Origin of the sequence: Streptomyces sp. NPDC017991, from assembly GCF_044328075.1 — a bacterium.
In the GTDB taxonomy this organism is placed as follows: domain Bacteria; phylum Actinomycetota; class Actinomycetes; order Streptomycetales; family Streptomycetaceae; genus Streptomyces.
The window spans coordinates 286796-305234 of the sequence record NZ_JBIRGP010000012.1; the positions used below are offsets into that span (position 1 = coordinate 286796).

The 18439-nt window shown below is 71.0% G+C and carries 15 protein-coding genes; 12 read left to right on the forward strand and 3 right to left on the reverse strand.

Going from position 1 to position 18439, the window contains the following annotated elements; genetic code table 11:
• The first annotated feature begins 105 nt into the window (after positions 1–105).
• From ACH4DZ_RS31985 to ACH4DZ_RS32010, 6 genes are read left to right on the forward strand one after another with little or no spacing between them, the layout of a single operon-like run.
• A complete protein-coding gene (locus ACH4DZ_RS31985; protein WP_398291009.1) occupies positions 106–996 on the forward strand; it encodes an FAD binding domain-containing protein in 891 nt (296 codons plus the stop codon).
• A gap of 5 nt (positions 997–1001) precedes the next feature.
• The gene (locus ACH4DZ_RS31990; RefSeq protein ID WP_398291011.1) at positions 1002–1547 is read left to right on the forward strand and encodes a (2Fe-2S)-binding protein; all 546 of its coding nucleotides are present in this window, start codon (positions 1002–1004) and stop codon (positions 1545–1547) included.
• Positions 1544–3931, forward strand: a complete 2388-nt coding sequence (locus tag ACH4DZ_RS31995) for an aerobic carbon-monoxide dehydrogenase large subunit (protein ID WP_398291013.1) — start codon at positions 1544–1546, stop codon at positions 3929–3931. The genes ACH4DZ_RS31990 and ACH4DZ_RS31995 overlap by 4 nt, the downstream gene beginning before the upstream one ends.
• On the forward strand, positions 3928–4953 hold the full coding sequence (locus ACH4DZ_RS32000; RefSeq protein WP_398291015.1) for an XdhC family protein: 1026 nt from the start codon (positions 3928–3930) through the stop codon (positions 4951–4953). Before ACH4DZ_RS31995 ends, ACH4DZ_RS32000 begins: the two co-directional genes overlap by 4 nt.
• Positions 4950–5849, forward strand: a complete 900-nt coding sequence (locus ACH4DZ_RS32005) for an AAA family ATPase (protein WP_398291017.1) — start codon at positions 4950–4952, stop codon at positions 5847–5849. Before ACH4DZ_RS32000 ends, ACH4DZ_RS32005 begins: the two co-directional genes overlap by 4 nt.
• Before the next feature lie 5 nt (positions 5850–5854).
• Positions 5855–7105 (forward strand): VWA domain-containing protein, encoded by a 1251-nt coding sequence (locus ACH4DZ_RS32010; protein ID WP_398291019.1) that lies wholly within the window; start codon positions 5855–5857, stop codon positions 7103–7105.
• Between the two features lie 100 nt (positions 7106–7205).
• Here the strand turns inward: ACH4DZ_RS32010 and ACH4DZ_RS32015 are convergent, their stop codons facing one another.
• Positions 7206–8225 carry a winged helix-turn-helix domain-containing protein gene (locus tag ACH4DZ_RS32015; protein ID WP_398291021.1) on the reverse strand — a complete coding sequence of 340 codons (1020 nt, stop codon included), beginning with the start codon at positions 8223–8225 and terminating at the stop codon, positions 7206–7208.
• Between the two features lie 201 nt (positions 8226–8426).
• Between ACH4DZ_RS32015 and ACH4DZ_RS32020 the strand changes: the two genes are divergently transcribed.
• On the forward strand, positions 8427–9926 hold the full coding sequence (locus tag ACH4DZ_RS32020) for a hypothetical protein (protein WP_398291023.1): 1500 nt from the start codon (positions 8427–8429) through the stop codon (positions 9924–9926).
• A 152-nt stretch (positions 9927–10078) separates the two neighbouring features.
• On the opposite strand, the gene ACH4DZ_RS32025 is transcribed toward ACH4DZ_RS32020, so the two are convergent.
• Entirely contained in the window at positions 10079–10873 is a 795-nt protein-coding gene (locus ACH4DZ_RS32025; protein ID WP_398291025.1) for an aminotransferase class IV, read from the reverse strand.
• A 260-nt stretch (positions 10874–11133) separates the two neighbouring features.
• On the opposite strand from ACH4DZ_RS32025, the gene ACH4DZ_RS32030 reads away from it, so the two are divergent.
• Positions 11134–11526 carry a DUF6281 family protein gene (locus tag ACH4DZ_RS32030; protein ID WP_398291027.1) on the forward strand — a complete coding sequence of 131 codons (393 nt, stop codon included), beginning with the start codon at positions 11134–11136 and terminating at the stop codon, positions 11524–11526.
• A gap of 111 nt (positions 11527–11637) precedes the next feature.
• Here ACH4DZ_RS32030 and ACH4DZ_RS32035 read toward each other — a convergent pair whose 3' ends face one another.
• Complete coding sequence (locus tag ACH4DZ_RS32035) at positions 11638–12717, reverse strand: LacI family DNA-binding transcriptional regulator (protein WP_398291029.1); 1080 nt, start codon at positions 12715–12717, stop codon at positions 11638–11640.
• A gap of 196 nt (positions 12718–12913) precedes the next feature.
• Between ACH4DZ_RS32035 and ACH4DZ_RS32040 the strand changes: the two genes are divergently transcribed.
• The 4 genes from ACH4DZ_RS32040 to ACH4DZ_RS32055 all read left to right on the forward strand — a co-directional run bounded on the left by ACH4DZ_RS32040 (position 12914) and on the right by ACH4DZ_RS32055 (position 18398).
• The gene (locus tag ACH4DZ_RS32040; protein WP_398291031.1) at positions 12914–13840 is read left to right on the forward strand and encodes a carbohydrate ABC transporter permease; all 927 of its coding nucleotides are present in this window, start codon (positions 12914–12916) and stop codon (positions 13838–13840) included.
• Positions 13841–13846: 6 nt separating this feature from the next.
• Positions 13847–14821 carry a carbohydrate ABC transporter permease gene (locus ACH4DZ_RS32045; protein WP_398291033.1) on the forward strand — a complete coding sequence of 325 codons (975 nt, stop codon included), beginning with the start codon at positions 13847–13849 and terminating at the stop codon, positions 14819–14821.
• 77 nt (positions 14822–14898) lie between these two features.
• Positions 14899–16239: an ABC transporter substrate-binding protein gene (locus ACH4DZ_RS32050; protein WP_398291035.1), complete on the forward strand. Its 1341-nt coding sequence runs from the start codon at positions 14899–14901 to the stop codon at positions 16237–16239.
• Between the two features lie 98 nt (positions 16240–16337).
• Positions 16338–18398: a beta-galactosidase gene (locus ACH4DZ_RS32055; protein WP_398291037.1), complete on the forward strand. Its 2061-nt coding sequence runs from the start codon at positions 16338–16340 to the stop codon at positions 18396–18398.
• The last annotated feature ends 41 nt before the right edge of the window (positions 18399–18439 follow it).

The window sequence follows — 18439 nt, forward strand, 5'->3', positions numbered from 1 at the left end:
GCCCGTACGTCCGCGCGATTGTTCCCCCGGACCCCCGGGACCCCCGGACCGCCGGACACCGGAATGCCGGACACCGGCCAGGTCCTCAAGGGGAGGGAACGTGCCGTGCAGGTACCCGCTTCGTTCGACTACCGGCGTGCGACGAGCGTGGCCGAGGCGCTGGACCTGCTGCGGCGCTACGGCGAGGAGGCCAGGGTCGTGGCCGGCGGACACAGCCTGCTGCCCATGATGAAGCTGCGCCTCGCCGGACCCGAACTGCTCGTCGACATCAACGACCTGCACGAACTCGACCACATCGAGCAGGTCGGGACCGAGCTGCGCATCGGCGCGCTGACCCGGCACCGCACCCTCCTGGAGTCGCCGCTGGTCGGCCGGTGCTTCCCCATCGTCCACGACGCGGAGAAGGTGATCGCCGACCCGCCGGTCCGCAACCGGGGCACCATCGGCGGCTCCCTGTGCCAGGCGGACCCGTCGGAGGACCTGTCCGCGGTGTGCGGGGCGCTGCACGCGCGTGTCGTGATCCGCGGGGAGGGCGGTGAGCGGATCGTGCCCATGGCCGATTTCCACCAGGGCCCGTACGAGACCGCGGTCGGCGTCGGCGAGATGCTGGTCCAGGTGCGTATCCCGGTCCTGCCGGGGGCGGGCAGCGCGTACGAGAAGGTCGAGCGCAAGTCCGGCGACTGGGCCGTCGCCGCCGCCGGGGTCGCCCTGACCCTGCGCGAGGGGCGGATCGCCGACTCGGGCGTGGGTCTGGCGGCGGTGGGCGCGGGCGCGCTGAACCTCGACGCGGTCCAGGAGCTGCTGAACGGCGGCGAGCCGTCCGAGGCGCTGTACGAGGAGGCGGGCCGGCTGGCCTCCGCGAACTGTTCGCCGGTCACCGACGGCCGGGGCAGCGCCGAGTACAAGCGCCATCTGGCCGGCGAACTCACCAGGCGGGCCCTGCGGCGGTCCGTCGCAAGGGCACGGACCGCCCAGGGCACCACAGGGGAGGCGTGAGGCATATGCGGATCACCGTCGACGTCAACGGCGAGGACCGGACCCGGGAGGTCGAACCCCGTCATCTGCTCGTGCGCTTCCTCCGCGACGACCTGGAGCTGACGGGCACGCACTGGGGGTGCGACACCAGCAACTGCGGCACCTGTGTGGTGCTGATGGACGGCGAGCCCGTGAAGAGCTGCACGGTCCTCGCGGTGATGGCGGCCGGTCATGAGATCCGTACGGTCGAGGACCTGGCGGACGGCGAGCGGCTCGACCCCGTGCAGCAGGGGTTCATCGAACAGCACGGCCTGCAGTGCGGGTTCTGCACCCCGGGCATGATGCTGACCGGCCGGGCGCTCCTCGACCGCAATCCGGACCCGTCCGACCAGGAGATCCGTGAGGCCATCTCCGGCCAGCTGTGCCGGTGCACCGGCTATCTGAACATCGTCAGGTCCATCCAGTGGGCGGCCAGGGAGCAGGCCGCTGCCGCCGCCCCGGAAGCCACGGCCTCGACAACGGCAACGGGAACGGGAACGGCCACAGCAACGGCCACGGGGAGCCGGCCATGACCGCCGTCGACGAACCCCCGGTGGCACCCCGGGAGCAGCAGCCCGAACGGCCCATCGGCTTCGGCCGGATGAAGCGCAAGGAGGACCCCCGCTTCGTACGCGGCAAGGGCCGCTATGTCGACGACATCAAGCTGCCCGGCATGCTGCACGGCGCGGTCCTGCGCAGCCCGTACGCGCACGCCCGCATCCTCTCCGTGGACACGTCCGCCGCCGAGGCGCACCCCAAGGTCAAAGCGGTGATCACCGGCGAGACCCTGGCCGGTCTGGGGCTCGCCTGGATGCCGACCCTGTCGATGGACACACAGGCCGTGCTCGCCACCGACAAGGTCCGCTTCCAGGGCCAGGAGGTCGCGTTCGTGGTCGCCGAGGACCACTACGCGGCGCGCGACGCGATCGAGCTGATCGACGTCGAGTACGAGCCGCTGGACCCGGTCGTCAACGCCCGGCACGCCCTCGCCGCCGAGGCTCCCGTCATCCGGGACGACCTGGAGGGCCGCACGGACAACCACGTCTTCGACTGGGAGGCGGGTGACAGCGCGGCCACCGAGGAGGTGTTCGCGCGGGCCGACGTCGTCGTGCGGCAGACCATGCTCTATCCGCGGGTCCACCCCGCGCCGCTGGAGACCTGCGGGGCGGTCGCCTCGATGGATCCGGTCGACGGCAAGCTCACCCTCTACTCCACCACCCAGGCCCCGCACGCCCACCGCACGCTCTACGCGATGGTGGCCGGCATCCCCGAGCACAAGATCCGGGTGGTGGCCCCCGACATCGGCGGCGGATTCGGCAACAAGGTCGGCATCTATCCCGGGTACGTCTGCGCGATCGTCGGATCGATCGTCACCGGGCGGCCCGTGAAGTGGATGGAGGACCGTTCCGAGAACCTGATGAGCACGTCCTTCGCCCGCGACTACCACATGGCCGGCGAGATCGCGGCGACGCGGGAGGGGAACATCCTGGGCGTCCGGGTCAAGGTCCTCGCCGACCACGGCGCCTTCAACTCCACCGCGCAGCCCACCAAGTACCCGGCCGGCTTCTTCCACATCTTCACCGGCTCGTACGACATCGAGGCCGCGCACTGCCAGGTCACGGGCGTCTACACCAACAAGGCGCCCGGCGGTGTCGCGTACGCCTGCTCCTTCCGGGTCACCGAGGCGGTCTATCTCATCGAGCGCCTGGTGGACTGTCTGGCCGACGAACTGGGCGCGGATCCGGCCGAGTTGAGGATGCGCAACCTGCTGCGGCCGGAGCAGTTCCCGTACGAGAACAAGACCGGCTGGACGTACGACTCCGGCGACTACCCCACCTGTCTGCGCAAGGCCATGGATCTCGCGGGGTACGAGGAGCTGCGCAAGGAGCAGAGCGAGAAGCGCGCCCGGGGCGAACTCATGGGCATCGGGCTCTCGTTCTTCACCGAGACGGTCGGTGCCGGGCCCCGCAAGCACATGGACATCCTGGGCCTCGGTATGGCGGACGGCTGTGAGCTGCGCGTCCATCCGACCGGCAAGGCGGTCGTCCGGCTGAGCGTGCAGACGCAGGGGCAGGGGCACGAGACGACGTTCGCGCAGATCGTCGCGGAGGAGCTGGGCATCCCGCCCGAGGACATCGACGTCGTGCACGGCGACACCGACCAGACTCCGTTCGGGCTCGGTACGTACGGCAGCCGCTCCACGCCGGTGTCGGGGGCCGCGGCGGCCGTGGTGGCACGCAAGGTGCGGGACAAGGCGCGGATCATCGCGGGCGCGATGCTGGAGGTCGCGCCGGACGATCTCGCCTGGACGAAGGGCCGTTGGTCGGTCAAGGGCGATCCCGCGATGACGAGGACGATCCAGGAGATCGCGCTGGCCGCCCACGGCTCGCTGGAGCTGCCGGAGGGCGTGGAGGGCCATCTGGAGGCGACGACCGTCTACAACCCGCCCAACATGACGTACCCGTTCGGCGCGTACGTCTGCGTGGTCGACGTCGATCCCGGCACGGGTTCGGTGAAGGTGCGGCGGTTCGTGGCGGTGGACGACTGCGGGACCCGTATCAATCCGATGATCATCGAGGGGCAGGTGCACGGCGGTCTCGCCGACGGCGTCGGGATGGCCCTGATGGAGATCATCGGCTTCGACGAGGACGGCAACTGTCTCTCCGGGTCCTTCATGGACTATCTGCTGCCGACCGCGCTGGAGGTGCCCGCCTGGGAGCTGGACCACACCGTCACGCCGTCACCGCACCATCCGTTCGGGGCGAAGGGCATCGGCGAGTCCGCGACCGTCGGTTCCCCGCCGGCCGTCGTCAACGCGGTCCTCGACGCCATCGGTGTACGCCATGCCGACATGCCGCTGACCCCGAGCCGGGTGTGGCAGGCGCTGCAGGGCGGCGAGGTGGAGGCCCCGCAATGAGTCCCCTCGTACCCGTCGTACCGCCGCGGGCCGGGCCGCTCGAAGCACGCATGGCCGAACTGACGGGCCGGCGGGTGCCGTTCGTGAAGGCCACCGTCGTACGCGCCCGGCGCCCGGCGAGCGCGCGCCCCGGCGACACCGCGCTGGTCCTCGCCGACGGCAGGATCGAGGGTTTCGTCGGTGGCGTCTGCGCGGAGGCCACGGTACGGGTCCAAGCCCTGCGGACCCTGCGTGACGGTGAGTCCCTGCTGCTGCGCATCTCACCGGAGGAACCGGCCGACGGGACCGGGGAACCGGTCGTCGAGGAGGGCGCGGTCAGTGTCCGCAACCCGTGCCTGTCCGGCGGTGAACTGGAGATCTTCCTCGAACCGCTGCGGCCCGCGCCCCGCGTGCTGGTGTTCGGCGAGTCCCCCGTCGCGCGGGCCCTGCTCGGCTTCGGACCGGCGCTCGGTTACGGGATCACGCCGGTGTCCGGCGCCGACATGCTCGACACCCCGGGTGCCGAGGCGCTGGCCGGGACCCGGGCCGTGGTGATCGCCTCCCACGGCCGCGACGAGGAACAGGCCCTGCTGTCGGCGGTACGGGCCGGGGTTCCGTACGTGGGTCTGGTCGCCAGTCCCCGGCGCGGGGCCGCGGTGCTCGCCGGGCTCGCCCACGAGCTGGACGAGGAGCAGCGGGCCCGCGTCCGCACTCCGGCGGGCCTGTGGATCGGAGCCCGTACTCCGGGCGAGATCGCGCTGTCGATCCTGGCGGAGGTGGTCCGGTCGGTGCGCTCGCCGGTGACCGAGGCGGTCGAGACGGAAAAGGCGGAAGGGGCCCAAGTGATCGCCCCGGTGGCGGTGGCGGCCATCGACCCGGTCTGCGGGATGGAGGTCGCCGACTCGCCGGCCACCACCCCGTACTCGGACGCGGGCGGCGCGGGCAGGCAGTGGTTCTGCTGCCCCTCCTGCCGCGAGGCGTACGAGAAGGATCCCGTCCGTTACGCGCGGGTGCGGGCGGAGACGGAGGCCGGGGCTTCGTGAGCGAGTACGTCGAGCGCTGCCTCCCGGGCGTCGGGAGTCTGCGCGCCGCGCTGGACGCACTGGGCTATCTCGCCGACGACGGCCTGGTCACCGCCCTCTTCCTGGCGCTGCGCCTGCCCCAGCCGTTGCTGCTTGAGGGCGAGGCGGGCGTCGGCAAGACCGAGGCGGCCAAGTCGGTGGCCGCCGTCCTGGGCAGCCCGCTGATCCGGCTGCAGTGCTACGACGGGCTGGACGTCGCCGAGGCGCTGTACGAGTGGAACCATCCCCGCCAGCTGCTCGGTATCCGGCTCGCCGAGGCGCGGCACGAACAGATCGGCGAGGACGACCTGTTCAGCGAGGCGTACCTGTTGCGGCGGCCCGTGCTCGCCGCGCTCAGCCATCCCGGTCCGGCGCCTGCCGTCCTGCTCATCGACGAGATCGACCGCGCCGACGACGACTTCGAGGCGTTCCTCCTTGAGGTGCTGGCCGAGGCCGCCGTCACCATTCCGGAGCTGGGCACCGTACGGGCCAAGGTGCCGCCGGTCGTGCTGCTCACCTCCAACCGCACGCGTGACCTCCACGACGCGCTCAAACGCCGGTGCCTTTACCACTGGATCGACTATCCGGAGACCGAGCGGCTCATCGAGATCGTGCGCCGCCGGGTGCCCGGAACGTCGCGCGAGCTGGCGGTCGCGGTGGCGGCGGCCGTACGACGGCTGCGGGCGCTGGAGCTGCAGAAGGCGCCGGGCATCGCCGAGACCATCGACTGGATCTCCGCGCTGAAGCTGCTCGGTGTGGACGTCCTGGACGCGGGGATCGCCGGACGCACCCTCGGCTCGCTGCTCAAGTACCGGGAGGACCAGGAGTCGGTGCGCGACCGCGGTCTGGACTGGCTGGTCGCGGGCCGGCAGCCGTGACCGCGGTGCGGGTTCCCCTGTTCGACCGGGCCGAGTTCGGCGTCCGGCTGGGCGCGGAACTGCGGCGCGCCGGGGTGGCGGTGACGCCGGAGCGGTCGGTGCGGTTCCTGGAGGCGCTGCGTCTGCTGCCGCCGGTGGACCGTGCGGCGCTGTACTGGGCGGCACGGCTGGCCTTCGTGACGGGGCGCGAGCAGATCGGTGCGTTCGACCGGGTCTTCGAGACGGTCTTCGGAGGCCTGCCGCGTTCCGTGTCGGTCTCCGTGCGCCACGACCGCGGACGGGCCGTGCCGGGGGTGGGCGCCGAGCCTGATTCCGTGGCCGGGCGGGCCTCGGTGCCGCCCCGGGCCGGTCCGGACGTCGTCACCACCGCGCCGCTGCCGGGCGGCGCCCCCGGCGCGGTGTCGGACCGCGACCGCGCACGAGAACAGGGGCGGGACGGGCGGACCGAGGCGCTGCCCTCCGTGGGCAGTGCGGCCGAGGTGCTCGGGCACAAGGACTTCGCCGCTCTCGACGCCGGTGAACTGGCCGAAGTCGACCGGCTGATCGCGCTGTTGGCGCTGCGGACACCGCTGCGCCGCGGTCGGCGCCAGGAGACCGGCGGGCGGGGGCACCGCGTCGACCTGCGCCGTACCCTGCGCGCCGGACAGCGCACGGGTGGCGAGGTGCTGTCACTGGCACGCAGCCGCGACCGGCTCCGGCGGCGACGGCTGGTGCTGCTGTGCGACGTCTCCCGCTCGATGGAACCGTACACACGTGCCTACTTGCGGCTCTTTCCGCGCGCCGCGGCCGGGGGCGCGGCGGAGGCGTTCGTCTTCGCGACCCGGCTCACCCGGCTCACTCCCGTGCTGCGGCACACCGGGCCGTCCGGCGTGGACGCGGCGCTGCACCGCGTGGGCGGCGCGGCCTCCGACTGGTCGGGCGGCACCCGGATCGGCCACGCGCTGGCGGAGTTCAACAACCGCTACGGCCGCCGGGGCATGGCGCGTGGAGCGGTGGTGGTGGTCTTCTCCGACGGGTGGGAGGGCGAGGATCCCGGTGCGGTCGGGCGCGAGATGTCCCGCCTCGCGCGGCTCGCCCATCGGATCGTCTGGGTCAACCCGCGCAGGGCGGCGGCCGGTTACGCCCCGCGCACCGGCGGGATGGCCGCAGCCCTCCCGCACTGCGACGCGTTCGTGAGCGGGCACAGCCTCACGGCTCTGACCGAGGTGATCGAGGCGATCGCGGACGACGGGAACCGGCGAACCCGCGGGCGGTGAGCCGTCTCACCGATCTCCCGTCGGGACCGGTCCGAACGGACGGGGGGCCCGGGGCACCGGCACCCTCCATGAGGGCAACGCTCGTCGGCGGTGGAGTACGTCAGTGCTCCGGGCCGGGCGGAGCTGTCCCGTGCGGCAGGCTGTCGATCGGCAGGTGTCCCTCGATCAGTGCCAGGCCCAGCGGAGTCAGGGTGTGCCGTGCGGTGTCGGCGCCCCGGTGCGTGGCGATCAGACCGGTGCTCCGCAGGACGGCGATGTGGTCGCTCGCCGACGCAGGCGACATGCCGAGCCGCCGCGCGATGTCCGCCGCTGTCGTTCTGCCGGACAGGGCGATCTCCTCCAGCACGGACGCCCGGGTCGGTCCCAGCAGCCGGGCGAGCGCCGACCGGCCCGGTCGTCCGGGTCCTGTGAGCAGGTGCAGGCCGCGGTTGGCCGGATAGACGAGGACCGGTGTCAGCTCCTCGTCGAGCAGGGTGATGGGCCTTCGCCAGCAGAAGTACGAGGGAATCAGCCGCAGCCCCCTCCCCCGGAGACGGAGCTGCTGGTCGAGGGGGTAGTCCACCGTCAGCACAGGGGGCTCCCAGCGGGCCGACGGGCCGAGGCCGCCGAGCAGTCCCTCGACTCCGCCGTCCAGGAAGTCGCCGGCGCGCAGGGTCCGTTCGGCCTCGGTCACCGCGCGGATGCGGTCCCAACGGCGGGCGAGCACGCGGTCGTGGTAGCGCTTCAGGGCGCTGCCGAGCCGGCCCATCGTCTCGGCGTCGCCCTCCGCCATCAGCCGTGTCCAGGAGGGCATCCGGCGCCGGACGGCGAGCTGCGCGAGGTCGGCACGCAGTTGCCTGCGGCCGGTGCTGAGCACGGCGTCGACGGCGGAGCGCACGTCGGGGGCACCGACGGGGGTGAGGAAGTCGGGCGAATACCCGCGGGGTGGCGCGAGCGCGAGCAGCATGCGCGTCGAGGGGTCGAGGCCCGTCAGCGTCTCGGACCTCCACGGGCCGAAGACCACGTGATCGGCCGGGCCCCCCAGGGCGTGGAGGCTCAGCAGGATCTCCCAGGCCGGATCCGGCTCCTGGGCGACGCGGATCCGGCTCAGATCCGCTGTGGAGAAATGTATGTGGAGCACGGATGATCCCCCCGAGTCCCAGAGCTCCTGGCGCGGGAGCAGGATCTCACGGCCACCGCGCCGGGCCGGGGTTCCGGTCGTGCACGGTCCGATCACGAACTCAATGAACGTAATGATCAAGCCATGGGTTTTCGCCGCGCCTCTCCTTAGCATCGGCCCCGCCGCGCAACGGTGCGCCGACGAGGAGAGGGAGAGCACGCCATGGACAGGACGAGGCCGAGTACGCCGGGGATCCAGGGCGGGTCCGGTTTCCTCCGGCGCCGCCGGGCGGCGGTGGCCGCCGGCATCGCGGGAATCCTCCTCGGCACACTCTCCGGGCCGGCCTCCGCGACCGCGGCCACGACCACGGCCACGGCCACGGCCACGGCCACGGACGCACCGGCGGCCGTGGAGTGCCCGGCGAACCTCGCGGGAAAGGCCACCTGCTACACCGGCCGGGACGCCGACGGCGCCTACTACGCGATCGCCGTCCCGAAGAACTGGAACAGGTCCCTCGTCGTGCACGCGCACGGCGGCCCCGACCTCGGCATGGAGTCCGACCCCGAGCGCAGCACGGGTGACCTGGAACGCTGGTCGGTGATGGTGGACGAGGGCTACGCGTGGGCCGGCTCGTCGTACCGTCGTGGCGGGTACGGAACCCGGATGGCCGCCGCCGACACGGAGAAGGTGCGCCGGCTGTTCGTCGAGGAGTTCGGCAAGCCGAAGCGGACGTATGTGCACGGGCAGTCCTGGGGCGGCGATGTCGCCGCGAAGGTCGTGGAGACGTACGGCGCGGGGAAGCACGGTCCCTACGACGGGGCCCTGCTCACCAACGGTGTCCTCGGCGGCGGGTCGCGCGGCTACGACTACCGCGTGGACCTGCGCGTGGTCTACCAGTACTACTGCCAGAACCATCCTCGTCCCACCGAGGCCCGGTACCCGCTGTGGGAGGGGCTGCGGGAGGGCTCGACCATGACGTCCGCCGGGCTCGGCGCCCGTCTGCAGGAGTGCACCGGCGTCGGGTCCGCGCCGCAGGACCGGACCGCTGCGCAGCAGCGCAACCTGGACGACATCCTCGGCGTCACGGGAGTTCCCGAGCGCACCCTGGAGTCGCATCTGCGCTTCGCGACGTTCACCTTCCGGGACATCGTGCACAACCGCCTCGGCGGTCGCAATCCGTTCAGCAACCAGGGCGTGCGCTACTCCGGATCCCATGACGACAAGGCGCTCAACGCGGGTGTCGAGCGTTTCTCCGCCGACCCCACCGCCGTGCGCGACCTCTCGTACGACAGTGATCTGACGGGCAAGGTCGACATTCCGGTGCTCACGCTCCACGCGATCGACGATCCGACGGCGTTCGTCGAGCACGAGTCGGCGTACCGGGACAGCCTCCGGGGCGCGGGGCGGGAGCGGTACCTCGTGCAGACCTTCTCCCGGGAGAGCGAGCACAGCGGGCTGAGCGACTCCGAGTACGCCAACTCGATCGCCGCGCTGGACTCCTGGGTGCGCACCGGCAGGAAGCCGACGCCGAAGTCGGTCGCGGCGTCCTGCCCCGCCTTCGACGCCGACCACGGCACCGGCTGCTTCTACGACCCGGGCTTCCGGCCCGGCTCGTACGCGTCGAAGGTCGATGCCCGCCCGGGCGGGCTGCGCTGGCCGGCCATGACGTCCGCCCAGGAGAGGGCCTGGAGCCGGATCGACGGTGTGGGCATCGCACCCTGAGCGCCCTGTTTGCCTCGCATGCCCTGTGCGCCCGCCTTCGCGCCACCGGTGTGCGGCCAGGCCTCGAAGGATTCGCGAATCCGCGTATGGCTTTGCGCGCCGGGCCGAGCTCGATCGGTCCGGCGCGCGTCTCCTTCCGACAGGTTCTCCGGTCAGTCCGCCGGCAGAGGTTCCATACGGCCGTCCAGCCACTCCTGCCATTCCTTCGCGCGTGGAGCCGGACCCGCGTCCATGGGCCGTCCCTCCCAGCCGACCACCGGACGAATTCCGTGCAGGGCGTTCACCAGCCACACCTCACGGCCGGCCAACTGGTCCAGGGTTCGTTCGCGGTGCCCCAACCGGACCCCGCTGCGCAGGGCGTGCTCCTGGACGAGGCCCGTGGTGACGCCGGCCAGGATCGGCAGCCGCGGCGGGGGCAGGCACAGGACCTCGTCCTCCCACCACAGGACGCTGGAGGTGGCCGCCTCAAGCACCAGGCCGGACGGGGCGATCAGCACCGCCTCCTGCGCGCCCTGTCCGGACGCCCGCTGCCGGACCCGCGCCAGGACGTCCAGGTCAGGTCCCTTGCGGCGGGGCACGGTGCGTGGATCGGGCTGACCCGCCGCCCACACCCGAACGTCCGGGGCGAGAGGAGGGGCGTGCCTCAGGAGCAGTCTCAGCTGGAGGGAGCCGGCCACCAGCTCGACGCGCGGGAACCAGGATCCCGTGCGGGGCAGCGCTGCCGTCATGTTCTGCCAGAACTCGGTGAGTTGTGGGAGAGATGGCCCTCCGCAGTCGCCGCAGGCCCGCAGGAACCGCTCCCGGTGCCGGTCGAAGCCGCGCACCTGCCCGTCCCTGAGCAGCCAGGAGTCCGCGACCAGCAGTTGTGTGTCGGCCGCGAGACCCGCGATCAGCCCGTGGCCGGGCACCCACGCCAACAGTCCTTCTGCGGTTGCCGGTTGTGTCATCAAAGAATCTCTCCTCTCAGTACATCCGTCAGTACGTCCGCCGACGCGTCCGGATTCAACTCCGGCGCGTCCGCATGATCGGTACTTCCGGCCGACGCTCGCCGCCGAGCCGTGTCCGGGGCAGGAGAATCCACGTGACAATGCCAGGAATCGCTTACCGAACACTCGAACGAGGTGACAGCATCCGTCCCGCAACCTCAGCGACTGAACGTGCCGGAAGAGATCACGTCCGTCGCGGCGCCCGACGGGCGATCCCCCGCATGCTCGCCGCGTCGTCCCTCTTCCTCGCGGTGGCGTGTACCGCGGCTTCCTCCGGTGAGGACGGCGGCGGTGCGGCGGCCTGCGCGTTCGCGGTCCAGTTCCGCGGCGAGCTGTACACGCGGGTGAAGTACGCGGACTTCACCGTGGGCGACGAGTTGGGCAGCAGCCGGCGGACCCTGTGCGACGACACGGGCGAGGACCCGTCATCGGACACGGCCGGTACGGAGACGTACGCGACGTACCGGATCGAGGAGCTGGACGCGGGCACGGCCGTCGCCGTGAAGGACACACCTCCCGGTTCGGACCGTCCGGACAGGCTCAACCTCTACATCCTGCAGCTCGACGGCGGACCTCCGGACGAGGCGAAGAGGTTCCTCGACGCGAAGCGGTAGAGGTCTCGCGGCGGCCCGCCGCGTGTGAGGTGCGGGTCCCCGCCGTGCACCGGCCGGGACCCGCACCGAGCGCCGGCCATCGGCCACCGGCACCCAGCCACCCGGCGTGGCCTACCGCGACCGCGGCGCCGCCGCGCTGTCCCGCACCACGAGCCGCGTCGGGACCAGCGTCGTGCCGTGCTCCGGGGCGTCCTGGCCCATCTGCCGCAGCACACCCTCGACACAGCGCCGCCCCACCTCGGCGAAGTCCTGGTGGACGGTGGTCAGGGGCGGCAGGAAGGAGCCCGCCTCGGGGATGTCGTCGAAGCCGATGACACTGACGTCGTCGGGCACGTACCGGCCCCGTTCGTGCAGCGCCCGCAACAGGCCCAGCGCCATCTGGTCGTTGGCGGCGAACACGGCGGTGCAGTCCGGCTGTTCGGCCAGTTCGAGGCCCGCCCGGTAGCCGGACTCGGCCGACCAGTCGCCGCGTACCAGCGGGGGCGTGGCACGGCCCGCCCCGGTGAGCTCGGCGCGCCAGGCGTCGGCCCGGCGCTGGGCCGCGAAGGACTCCTCGGGGCCCGCCAGGTGCCAGACCGTCTCGTGGCCGAGGCCGAGCAGATACCGCACGGCGTCACGGCTGCCGCCCGCCTGGTCGGTGTCGACGACGGTGTACCGGTCGCCGGCGTCCGAGTCCGCCACCACGACCTTGATGTGGGGCGGCAGGGAGAGGGTCACCGCGTCGAGCAGGTGCACCTCCAGGATGACGATGACGGCGTCCACGGCCAGCTCCCCCAGCCGGGAGAACGCGCCGCGCACCTCGTCCTGGGTGGGCACGGCGACGGGCAGCAGCGTCACGGCGTAGCCCTCGTGCGCGGCGGAGGTCGCGATCGCCTCCAGGGTGCGGACGTTGCCGGTGGTCGACAGACCGAAGGTGATCACGCCTATGGTGCGGAACTCGCCACGCTTGAGCGCGCGGGCGGCGCTGTTGGGCCGGTAGCCCAGCTCGCGCATGGCCTCCAGCACCTGTTGGCGTGTCTCCTCGTTCACACCCGCGTAACCGTTGGAGACCCGCGAGACGGTCTGCGAGGAGACGCCCGCCAGCCTGGCCACGTCCGCCATGGAGGCGCTCGGTGCCCGGCGGGAAGCCCGTTTCCTGGTGCGCGCCGCGGCCTGCGGTCTGCTCGCCGAGGCGCTGTCCGCTGTGTCCACCCGTCCCCCTCGTCGTTCCGAACCGTAGTTTCCTCAAATGACCCTTGACCACCGTCAACGGGGCAGTGTAGACATGCCGCCATCAGATGTTTACGTAAACATAACAGGCCACGGGCCTTCGAGGGTCTTCGTGTTTACGCAAACATCATCGGCGCAGGACGCCGGGTTTTCGCGAGAGGGACGAGCGAGGAACGACATGACGACGCTACAACCGCCGGCGGCCGCCAAGCCGCGCAGGTCACGGCCTCCGGCGCAGGGTGACCGCCGCTCCTGGACGGGGTGGGGTTTCATCGGCCCCTTCGTGGCCGTGTTCGCCCTCGTCTTCCTGGCCCCGATCGCGTACTCGATCTATCTGAGCCTGTTCCGGGACCAGTTGATCGGCGGCACCCAGTTCGTCGGCTTCGACAACTACCAGCAGGCGCTGCAGGACGAACGGTTCTGGGACTCGCTCGGCCGGGTCTCGCTCTTCCTCGCCGTCCAGGTGCCGATCATGCTCTTCATCGGCCTGCTGATCGCCCTCGCACTGGACAGCGGCCGTCTCTACGGCACGGACTTCTTCCGCATCACGATCTTCCTGCCGTACGCCGTGCCCGCCGTGGTCGCCACCCTGATGTGGGGCTTCATGTACGGCACCAAGTACGGGCTGGTGGGTGACATCAACAGCGCGTTCGGTGTCACGCTGCCCGACCCGCTCTCCAGCGACCTGGTGCTGGCCTCCATCGGCAACATCGTGACCTGGGAGTTCATCGGCTACAACATGCTGATCTTCTACTCCGCGCTGAAGGTCATCCCGAACTCGCTCTACGAGGCCGCGGAGATCGACGGGGCCGGACAGTTCCGGGTCATCACCGCCATCAAGCTCCCCGCGATCCGCGGTGCCCTCGTCATCGCGACGATCTTCTCGATCATCGGCAGCTTCCAGCTCTTCAACGAGCCGAGCATCCTGCGACCGCTGGCCCGCAACGCCATCACGACCGACTTCACCCCGAACTTCTACACGTACTCGCTGTCCTTCAACGGCCAGCAGCACAACTACTCCGCGGCGGTCGCCATCATCATGGGGCTGATCACCATGGTCATCGCCTATGTCGTGCAGCTTCGCGGCATGCGCAAGGGAGCGTGACCAGCAATGAGCAGCATGAGCGGCACGAGCAGCACCAGCGGTTCGGCCACCTCCGCCTCCCCGTCCGCGTCCGTTCCGGCCACCGGTACGACCAAGGGCGTGCCCCGGCTGCGCAAGCGCCCTGAGCACTCCGCGAAGCGACCGAAGCGCAGCGTCCTGCTGACCGTGCTCACCGGCCTGATCCTGGTCTACACCGTGGTGCCGCTGATCTGGCTGGTCATCAGCGCGACCAAGACCCAGGAGGGGCTCGCCGACTCGTCCGGACTGTGGTTCGCCGACGACTTCGCCCTATGGGACAACATCCGTGACACGTTCACGTACCACGACGGCATCTTCGTCCGCTGGCTGCTGAACACGCTGCTGTACGTCGGGCTCGGGGCCGGCGGTGCCACCTTCCTGGCGATCCTGGGCGGGTACGCGCTGGCCAAGTTCGACTTCCCCGGCAAGCGCGGTGTGTTCGCCGTGGTCATCGGGGCCGTCGCCGTGCCGGGCACCGCGCTCGCGGTGCCGACCTTCCTGATGTTCAGCAAGATGGGACTGACCGACACCCCGTGGGCGGTCATCATCCCCTCGCTGGTCTCGCCCTTCGGTCTGTATCTGATGTGGGTCTTCGCCACCGAGGCGATCCCCGTCGAACTGCTGGAGGCGGCGCGGATCGACGGGGCGGGCGAGGCGCGCACCTTCTTCACGGTCGCCCTGCCGCTGCTCGCTCCCGGCATCGTGACCGTCCTGCTCTTCACCACGGTCGCGACCTGGAACAACTACTTCCTGCCGCTGATCATGCTGAAGGACCCGGACTGGTACCCGCTGACCCTGGGTCTGGACGCCTGGAACAACCAGGCCCAGACGATCGGCGGCGACGTGATCTTCAACCTGGTGATCACCGGTTCGCTGCTCACCATCGTGCCGCTGATCGCCGCGTTCCTGCTGCTGCAGAAGTACTGGCAGTCCGGCCTCGCCGCCGGAAGCGTCAAGGAATGACCCGCCCACAGGCCCCCCTCGGTCCCACCTCCTCCACCCTCACCCCGTCCCGCCCACGAAGAAGTGGAAGCACCTCCATGCGCAGAACGACCAGCCGCCTGATGCGCGGCCTCGCCGTCCTCTCCGTCCTCACCCTGGGCGCGACCGCCTGCGGTGGCTCCGACGACGACAGCTCCGGCTCGAAGCCGGTCTCCGCCGGTGACGTCCAGGCGGCCCTCAAGAAGGGCGGCTCGGTCACGGTCTGGGCCTGGGAGCCCACGCTGAAGACGGTCGCCGCCGACTTCCAGAAGAAGTACCCCAAGGTCAAGATCAACCTCGTCGCCGAGCGGTCGGGCGACAAGCACTACACCGCGCTGTCGAACGCCATCTCGGCCGAGAAGGGCGTCCCCGACGTCGCGCAGGTCGAGTACTTCGCGCTGGGGCAGTACGCCCTCACCAAGGGTCTCAGCGACCTGGCTCCCTACGGCGCCGACAAGCTGAAGTCCAAGTACACCGCCGGCCCGTGGAACGCCGTGACCCAGGGCAGTGACAAGGTCTACGGCCTGCCGATGGACTCGGGCCCCATGGCGCTGTACTACAACAAGAAGATCTTCGACAAGTTCAAGATCGCGGTGCCGACCACCTGGGACGAGTACCTCGACGCGGCCCGCAAGCTGCACAAGGCCGACCCGAAGGTCTACATCGCCAACGACGCCGGCGACGCGGGTCTCACCACCAGTCTGCTGTGGCAGGCCGGTTCGCGCCCCTACAAGGTCGACGGCACCAACGTGAAGGTCGACTTCTCCGACGCGGGCGCCAAGAAGTACACCGACGTCTGGCAGAAGCTGATCGACGAGAAGCTCGTCGCGCCGATCAACGGCTGGACCGACGACTGGTACAAGGGCCTGGGCGACGGCACCCTCGCCACCCTCCCCAGCGGCGCCTGGATGCCCGCCAACTTCGTCACCGGCGTCCCGAACGCCGCCGGTGACTGGCGCGCGGCCCCCATGCCGGCCTGGACCAAGGGCGACAAGGCGAGCGCGGAGAACGGCGGCAGCTCGCTGACCCTGCCCGCGCTCGGCAAGAACAAGGAACTCGCCTACGCCTTCGTCGAGTACGCCAACTCCGGCGCCGGTGTGCAGAGCCGTGTCAAGGAGGGCGCCTTCCCGGCGACCAACGCGGACCTCCAGGCGGACTCGTTCCTCAACACCGAGTTCGAGTACTTCGGCGGCCAGAAGGCCAACAAGATCTTCGCGGACTCCGCCGCCAACGTCGCCGACGACTGGTCGTACCTGCCCTTCCAGCAATACGCCAACTCGATCTTCAACGACACCGTCGGCAAGGCCTACGTCGGCAGCACCAAGCTCACCGACGGCCTGAAGTCCTGGCAGGACGCCTCCGTCAAGTACGGCGAGGAGCAGGGCTTCACCGTCGAGTAGACGAGCCCAGCCCCGACGCCTCCCCCAGGTCCTGTCGTCGCCTCCCCGCCCGCCGGGGACGCGACGGCAGGACCCAGTGAAACCCCGGAAGGACCACGATGATCTCCACCCTCCTGTCCCAGCTGGACGGGCCGGACGGTGACCGCACCCCGCGACTCGCGTACGGCGCCGACTACAACCCCGAGCAGTGGCCTCGCGAGGTGTGGGAGGAGGACGTCCGGCTGATGCGTGAGGCCGGCGTCAACCTGGTCTCCGTGGGGATCTTCTCCTGGGCCCGCCTCCAGCCGGACCGGGACCAGTGGGACTTCGAGTGGCTCGACGAGGTCATGGACCTGCTGCACGCGAACGGCGTCGGCGTCGACCTGGCCACCGCCACCGCGTCCCCGCCGCCCTGGCTCACCACGGCACACCCGGAGATCCTGCCGGTGACCGCCTCCGGTGAGACGGTGTGGCCGGGGGCGCGCCAGCACTGGCGGCCCACCTCGCCCGTCTTCCGCGACCACGCGCTGCGCCTGGTACGGAAGATGGCCGAGCGGTACGCGAACCACCCGGCGCTGGTGGCCTGGCACGTCTCCAACGAGCTGGGCTGCCACAACATCTACGACTACTCGGACGACGCGGCCCACGCCTTCCGGAACTGGCTGCGCGCCCGCTACACCACCCTCGACGCCCTCAACCACGCCTGGGGAACGGCCTTCTGGTCGCAGCGCTACAGCGACTGGGGCCAGATCCTGCCGCCCCGGCTGGCCGGGTCCCACCCCAATCCCACACAGCAGCTGGACTTCAAGCGCTTCTCCTCCGACGCGCTGAAGGAGTACCTGGTCGCGGAGCGGGACGTGCTGCGGGAGATCACGCCGGACGTGCCGGTCACCACCAACTTCATGGTGATGGGCGGCACCAAGGGCATGAACTACCCCGACTGGGCGGGCGAGATCGACTTCGTCTCCAACGACCACTACGTCCACCCCGGCCCGCAGGACCGCGACGAGCTGTCCTTCTCCGCCAACCTCACCAGCGGGATAGCGGGCGGGCAGCCCTGGTTCCTGATGGAGCACTCCACCAGCGCGGTCAACTGGCAGCCCGTCAACGTGGCCAAGCGGCCGGGTGACCTGGCCCGCGACTCGCTGCTGCATGTCGCGCACGGCGCCGACGCCGTGTGCTTCTTCCAGTGGCGCCAGTCGGCCGCGGGCGCCGAGAAGTACCACTCCGCGATGGTGCCGCACGCCGGTGCCGACAGCGAGGTCTTCCGCGCGGTCGTCGAGCTGGGGCGGACCCTCAAGGCGCTGGCACCGGTCGCGGGCTCCGAGCGCGAACCGGCCCGCGTGGGCATCGTCTACGACTGGGAGTCGTGGTGGGCCAGCGAGCAGGACTCGCACCCCTCCGCCCTCCTCGACTACCGCCAGGAGGCCCTGGACTGGTACGCGGCGCTGCACACGCTCGGCATCCGCGCCGACGTCGTGACCACCACGACCGACCTCGACCGGTACGACGTCCTGATCACCCCGGTACTGCACGTGGTCCCGGCGCCGCTCGCCAAGGAGCTCACGCGGTACGCGGAGGCCGGCGGCCACCTCGTCACCACGTACTTCTCGGGCGTGGTCGACGAGAACGACCACATCTGGCTCGGCGGTCATCCGGGCGCCCTGCGCGACCTGCTCGGTATCCGCGTCGAGGAGTTCGGGCCGCTGCTCGACGGTGACTCCGTCGAGCTGGACGGCGGCGCCACGGGCACCCTGTGGACCGACCGGATCGACGTCACCGACCCCGCGGTGGACGTGCTGGCCCACTACCGCAGCGGCGCGTACGCCGGGCGGCCCGCGGTCACCCGCCGCGCGGTGGGCCAGGGCTCGGCCGCGTACGTCTCCACCCGGCTCGGTGCCGAGGGGCTCGCCGGGCTGCTGCCCGCGCTGCTCGGCCCGGCGGGCGTCGAGAGCGAACTGCCCGCCGCGGCACGGGGATCGGTCGAGCAGACCGTGCGCCGCGGACCCGACGGCCGCTTCCTGTTCCTCGTCAACCGGACCGACGAGGACGTGGCCCTTACCGGTCTCGCCGGAGAGGTCCTCGTCGGCGGCACAGAAGCCGGCACCGGCACCGACTCCGAGGGCGGTCTCGTCCTCGGTCCCCGGGGCGTCGCCGTACTGCACCAGCCCACCGCCTGACCGCAAACGCCCCCGCACTCCCCGCACCTCCGCACTCCACC

Coding starts and splice junctions, on each gene's coding strand:
- ACH4DZ_RS31990 (WP_398291011.1), top strand. CDS start 1,002: ATGCGGATCACCGTCGACGTCAACGGCGAGGACCGGACCCGGGAGGTC.
- ACH4DZ_RS31995 (WP_398291013.1), top strand. CDS start 1,544: ATGACCGCCGTCGACGAACCCCCGGTGGCACCCCGGGAGCAGCAGCCC.
- ACH4DZ_RS32000 (WP_398291015.1), top strand. CDS start 3,928: ATGAGTCCCCTCGTACCCGTCGTACCGCCGCGGGCCGGGCCGCTCGAA.
- ACH4DZ_RS32020 (WP_398291023.1), top strand. CDS start 8,427: ATGGACAGGACGAGGCCGAGTACGCCGGGGATCCAGGGCGGGTCCGGT.
- ACH4DZ_RS32025 (WP_398291025.1), bottom strand. CDS start 10,873: ATGACACAACCGGCAACCGCAGAAGGACTGTTGGCGTGGGTGCCCGGC.
- ACH4DZ_RS32030 (WP_398291027.1), top strand. CDS start 11,134: ATGCTCGCCGCGTCGTCCCTCTTCCTCGCGGTGGCGTGTACCGCGGCT.
- ACH4DZ_RS32040 (WP_398291031.1), top strand. CDS start 12,914: ATGACGACGCTACAACCGCCGGCGGCCGCCAAGCCGCGCAGGTCACGG.
- ACH4DZ_RS32045 (WP_398291033.1), top strand. CDS start 13,847: ATGAGCAGCATGAGCGGCACGAGCAGCACCAGCGGTTCGGCCACCTCC.
- ACH4DZ_RS32050 (WP_398291035.1), top strand. CDS start 14,899: ATGCGCAGAACGACCAGCCGCCTGATGCGCGGCCTCGCCGTCCTCTCC.
- ACH4DZ_RS32055 (WP_398291037.1), top strand. CDS start 16,338: ATGATCTCCACCCTCCTGTCCCAGCTGGACGGGCCGGACGGTGACCGC.